The sequence below is a fragment of the Palleronia sp. genome (genome assembly GCF_042089775.1).
GTDB lineage: Bacteria > Pseudomonadota > Alphaproteobacteria > Rhodobacterales > Rhodobacteraceae > Palleronia.
In genome coordinates this window covers 1-4,242 of record NZ_JBELKF010000170.1, presented here as the reverse complement: position 1 = coordinate 4,242, position 4,242 = coordinate 1, and the positions used below count along the sequence as shown (strand labels likewise).

Sequence of the window (4,242 nt, the reverse complement as noted above, 5' to 3'; positions counted from 1 at the left end):
AGCATCTCGCGACGGGTCTCGACCTCGCCACGCGCCATCTCCACCTCGCTGCGGGCACGCGAGAGCGACGGCGCTCCGGCGCCACCGGAGATCTCGCGCCGCTGCAGAGCGATCTCCGCCTCGAGGACCCCGATCCGCTCGGTCAGGGCCGTGACCCGCGCCGGGTTCGGGCGACGGTTGCCGTTCAACGTCGCGAGGTCCACACGCGCGGCGCTCAGCTCCTCCTCGAGACTGCCGATGCGACGGCCGAGCAGGCTCTCCTCGCTGCCATCAGAGAGAAGCGCGAGATCTTCCTCCAGATTGACGAGATCGAGACGCGCCGTGGCAAGCTCCGTGCGCGCCTCCTCGAGCGTGGCACGGGCATCACGCAGCCTGTCCTCGCGGATGCCCTGCGTCAGAACGTCGATCCGCTCCCCGGCATAGCCGAGCAGGGCCTGCGCGATGCGCAGGGACGCCTCGGGGTCGGGTGTCTCGACACTCAGGCGCATGACACCCTCGGCCGGGTCGAAGCCCACTTGGATCTGTTTGCGATAGCGCCGGAAGACGTCCTCGGCCGTGGCATCGGGGGCGATGCGCTGGATAGGGTCGATGTCGGGTCCACTGAACAGGGCCCGGAAGCCGATATCGGCCTCCAGCCGGTCCAAGGCATTGCGGCTCTCGATCCAGGCTTGCAGCGTCATCGCGTCGTGGGCGGTGCCGGAGGCCGACATGGTCTGGGCCATAAGGTCGGGAGCCGTGCCGCCAACGGCCGGATCTCCCGCCTTGATGACGAAGGCCGTCTCCGACAGGAACAGCGGCGTTGCCAGTTCGGCGAAATAGGTCCAGGCCGCCAAGGTGGGGATCAGGATGAACCCGGTCGCCCGAAGCGCCGCGGCTCGAACCTGCCGGCGCCGCCGTTGGGACAGCGTGTCGCGCAGGGCCGAAAAGTCCGGAAGGTCCGGCAACTCGACCGGGGCCTTGCGCGGCATCGCGGGCTCCGCATCGCGCACCTGACCACGCCGGATGCTCGTAATTTTTCGCACATCGCTGGAGGCGATTGCCGCCGCGCCGGTCTCTCTCGCAGGCATATCCCGCCCCGTCCATTCCGCCCTCGGGCACTGGCCTGCAGAATAGCCGCGAGACCTATCCGAAAGAAGCAGCGGTTGCGACGCGGCGTCACAAGGGTGTGGATAGCGATGGCCGGCAGGAACCAAGAGCCCACTGCGGCGTTCTGCCATTACTGTTCCGATGATGTTGATGAAGGGGCAGCGCGCGCCGGGCAGGAGATCATCTCCGTCCCGGCGCGCGTGGCTTCCCGTTCCCGGACCAGCCGCCCCTTATTGCTGGACGACGTGGATCCTGTAGCGATCGCCACAGGCCTCGAGACAGGCCAGTTGGCGATAGGCGAAGGAGCCCGCGTCGATGTTGATCCGACCATGGCTGGTGGTGCGATCCAGAACCTCGCCCACCTCGTCAGCGGTCTCGAACCGTCGCTCGGTCTCGATCGAATGGCCGTGGACCACGACCGTTCGGTCGAACCCATTCTGGCCCCAGCCGCCCCGGAACTCGAGGAAGGGCGTCCGGATCCAGGCCCAGTGCTCCCGCTCGAGGTCGTCGATCGACTGCGCCAGGAAAGCCTTGCGGTCGCCGTAAGGCGGAATGCCCGCATGGACGAAGAGCAGATCCCCGTTGACGTGGTGCGATGGCGCCCGCCGGATGAGGTCCTCGAAGCCCTCGGGCAGGGCTTCCCGGATCGCCTGACCGATGTCGGCCCCGCCGATCTTGCCGTCCGGGTCGACCTCGTCGCACAACGCGTGGCCGCCATTGCGATACCACAGCTGCAGATCGAGCCCGTTGGGCACATCGCTCATCGCCATGAGAAGCATCAGCTCGTGGTTGCCGGGCAGGATCACGCGGCGGTCGAACTCGGCCTCCGTCGCCATGGCGAGGCGGATCGCCCGCATGTTCTCGGGGCCGCGATCGACGAAGTCGCCGGTGAAGACGATCGCGCTGGCGCGGTCCGGGTCGGCCGGCATCAGGTGGATGTGGTCGAGCATGGCCTCCAGCAGGTCGGCATGCCCATGCACGTCGCCGATGGCGAAGACATGGTCGGTGTTGCGGCTGCCCTGCGGAAAGACCCGCCAGGGGGTGGTGAGAATATCGGTCATGGGAGGGTCCTTCTACTCACTACAGGATAGTTTTTCGCATATACTTGGTCAACCTATTTGGGTGACATCCTCGCGCGAGACGCGGCTCCATCTTCGCGCGGGCTCTGCGTGCCGGGTGATATAGGAAACTGCATCAAGACGAGCTGATGATGTCGATTAGCGTATCAATGCCGACGGCAGTCAGCACCTTGGGAGGTCGACCCTGTTCTCCCTTTTCGTGGATCTCCCGCATCCTTCGGATACTGTCCCGCAGGAGCGAAGCGTCATGTCCGCCAACCCAGAACTGATCGAAGCCCTTACCGAAGCCGCCATCCGCATCCGCGAGCACCTGCGGGACAGCGGGAAATGGGCACGCGCCCAGGAGGCGCAGTCCTCCTTCCACGGCGAAGCAGCCCCCGGGATCGCGTCCATGCACCTGTGCCGCGAGACCAACCTCTTCGCCCGAGCGGTCCTCGAGGCCGCGGGCTTTGCCGGATGGTCGCTGGTCGATGGGACGGTGGACCTCGAAGGCGCACGACGCGTCCCGAAGGAGATCGTGGCGCTGATCGGGCCGCCGGAGACGCAGGCGCCCCGCGCGGTGCCGCATAGCTGGCTGGTCAACGAGGACGCCGGTTTGGCGCTCGACCTGAGCGCGGACCAGTTCGGTCCGGACCTTCATGAGGGGCAGGGTGTGCTCATCGCGCAGGTGGGTGCGTCCCCGCGCCTCCATGCCGGCGCGCCGGGCGAGTGGTTCGTCGAGGACTCCTCTATCCCCGAGACGCTGCAGGATTGGCTGAACCTGCCCGACCTCGCCACGCCTTCGGATCTGCCGCAGACCTGGCGCACCGACCCGGTGGCGCAGATGCTGCGCCAGTTCACGCCCCCCGGCGAAACGCTCATCTACGACGAGATGGGCGAGGAGCTTCGATCTCTCGTCGAGGGCATCGCGGCGCTGCGGACCTCGCTCGATGCGAGCATGGCCCCCGACGGCCCATGACGAGGCTGTGGATTGCGGCTGCGACACTGCTGATCGCCGGGCGACCTTCTGTCATTCTGAGGCGGCACCCGGAGAGACCTTCATGACCGAGCCCGCCGCCGAGGCCTTCACCGAGACCCGCGCCGGGCGGCAACGCCTGGTGCTGGCAGATTGCCTGACCGGTATGGCTTCACTCGAAGCAGGCTCGATCGACGTCGTGGTGACCTCGCCGCCCTACAACATCGGCATCCGCTACGGGCAGCATCATGACCGGCTGCCGAGAGAGGCCTATCTTGATTGGATGGATCAGGTCGCCGCGGGCATCGCGCGCGTTCTGGCGCCCGAGGGCTCGCTCTTTCTCAACGTGGGCGGCACGGGCGTCGATCCTTGGATCCCGATGGACGTGGCCGGAGCCTTCCGGCGCCACCTCGTGCTGCAGAACGACATCGCCTGGATCAAGTCGATCAGCCTCGGGGACGAAACGCGGGGTCATTTCAAACCGGTGAACAGCCATCGCTTCCTGAACAACACCCACGAGAAGGTTTTCCATTTCTCCAAGAGCGGGGCCGTGCCCCTCGACCGGCTTGCCGCGGGCGTGCCCTACATGGAGAAGTCGAACGTAACCCGCTGGGAAGGCGCGGGCCGCGATCGCCGCTGCGCCGGCAACAGCTGGTTCGTGCCCTACATGACCGTGCGCTCGAAGCGGCAGAAGTTCGACCACCCGGCGGGCTTCCCGCTCGAGCTGCCGGAGCGCTGCCTGAAGCTGCATGGCGGGCAGGATCTCATGGTGATGGACCCGTTTCTCGGGGCTGGTACTACGCTGCTCGCGGCCGAGAGGGCCGGGCATCGCGGGATCGGCTTCGAAATCGATCCGGCTTACCTGCAGGCGGCGCTTCAGCGGCTGGACTGAGGAAGGCTTGAGCGGCCCACCCTCCGCTTGCCCGGGGCCCTTCGGGCGGAAAAATACACCGGAGGGTGAACCGAGCTTGACGCTACAACAGCCCAAGGTGGCGCGCCAGCGCATGGCGGGAGCGGCAGCAGTGCAGGCGCAGCTGCGGCCTCGGACTCACCAATGATCATCGAGTGTCCAGACTGCTCGCGGACGCTTATTCCACCCCCAGGAGCACATTCGCGGTTTCA

The 4,242-nt window shown here is 66.7% G+C and carries 3 protein-coding genes and 1 pseudogene; 2 read left to right on the top strand and 2 right to left on the bottom strand.

Annotated features, from left to right (window positions below; genetic code table 11):
- A pseudogene (locus tag ACFDS3_RS19295) lies at nucleotides 1-968 on the bottom strand (hypothetical protein); the annotation flags it as partial.
- Nucleotides 969-1,316: 348 nt separating this feature from the next.
- The gene (locus tag ACFDS3_RS19290) at nucleotides 1,317-2,147 is read right to left on the bottom strand and encodes a metallophosphoesterase (RefSeq protein ID WP_375263962.1); all 831 of its coding nucleotides are present in this window, start codon (nucleotides 2,145-2,147) and stop codon (nucleotides 1,317-1,319) included.
- A 265-nt stretch (nucleotides 2,148-2,412) separates the two neighbouring features.
- Between ACFDS3_RS19290 and ACFDS3_RS19285 the strand changes: the two genes are divergently transcribed.
- Both ACFDS3_RS19285 and ACFDS3_RS19280 read left to right on the top strand, forming a co-directional pair.
- Nucleotides 2,413-3,123, top strand: a complete 711-nt coding sequence (locus tag ACFDS3_RS19285; protein ID WP_375263961.1) for a hypothetical protein — start codon at nucleotides 2,413-2,415, stop codon at nucleotides 3,121-3,123.
- Nucleotides 3,124-3,205: 82 nt separating this feature from the next.
- Nucleotides 3,206-4,012: a DNA-methyltransferase gene (locus tag ACFDS3_RS19280; RefSeq protein WP_375263960.1), complete on the top strand. Its 807-nt coding sequence runs from the start codon at nucleotides 3,206-3,208 to the stop codon at nucleotides 4,010-4,012.
- Nucleotides 4,013-4,242: the final 230 nt, after the last annotated feature.

Coding starts and splice junctions, on each gene's coding strand:
- ACFDS3_RS19290 (WP_375263962.1), bottom strand. CDS start 2,147: ATGACCGATATTCTCACCACCCCCTGGCGGGTCTTTCCGCAGGGCAGC.
- ACFDS3_RS19285 (WP_375263961.1), top strand. CDS start 2,413: ATGTCCGCCAACCCAGAACTGATCGAAGCCCTTACCGAAGCCGCCATC.
- ACFDS3_RS19280 (WP_375263960.1), top strand. CDS start 3,206: ATGACCGAGCCCGCCGCCGAGGCCTTCACCGAGACCCGCGCCGGGCGG.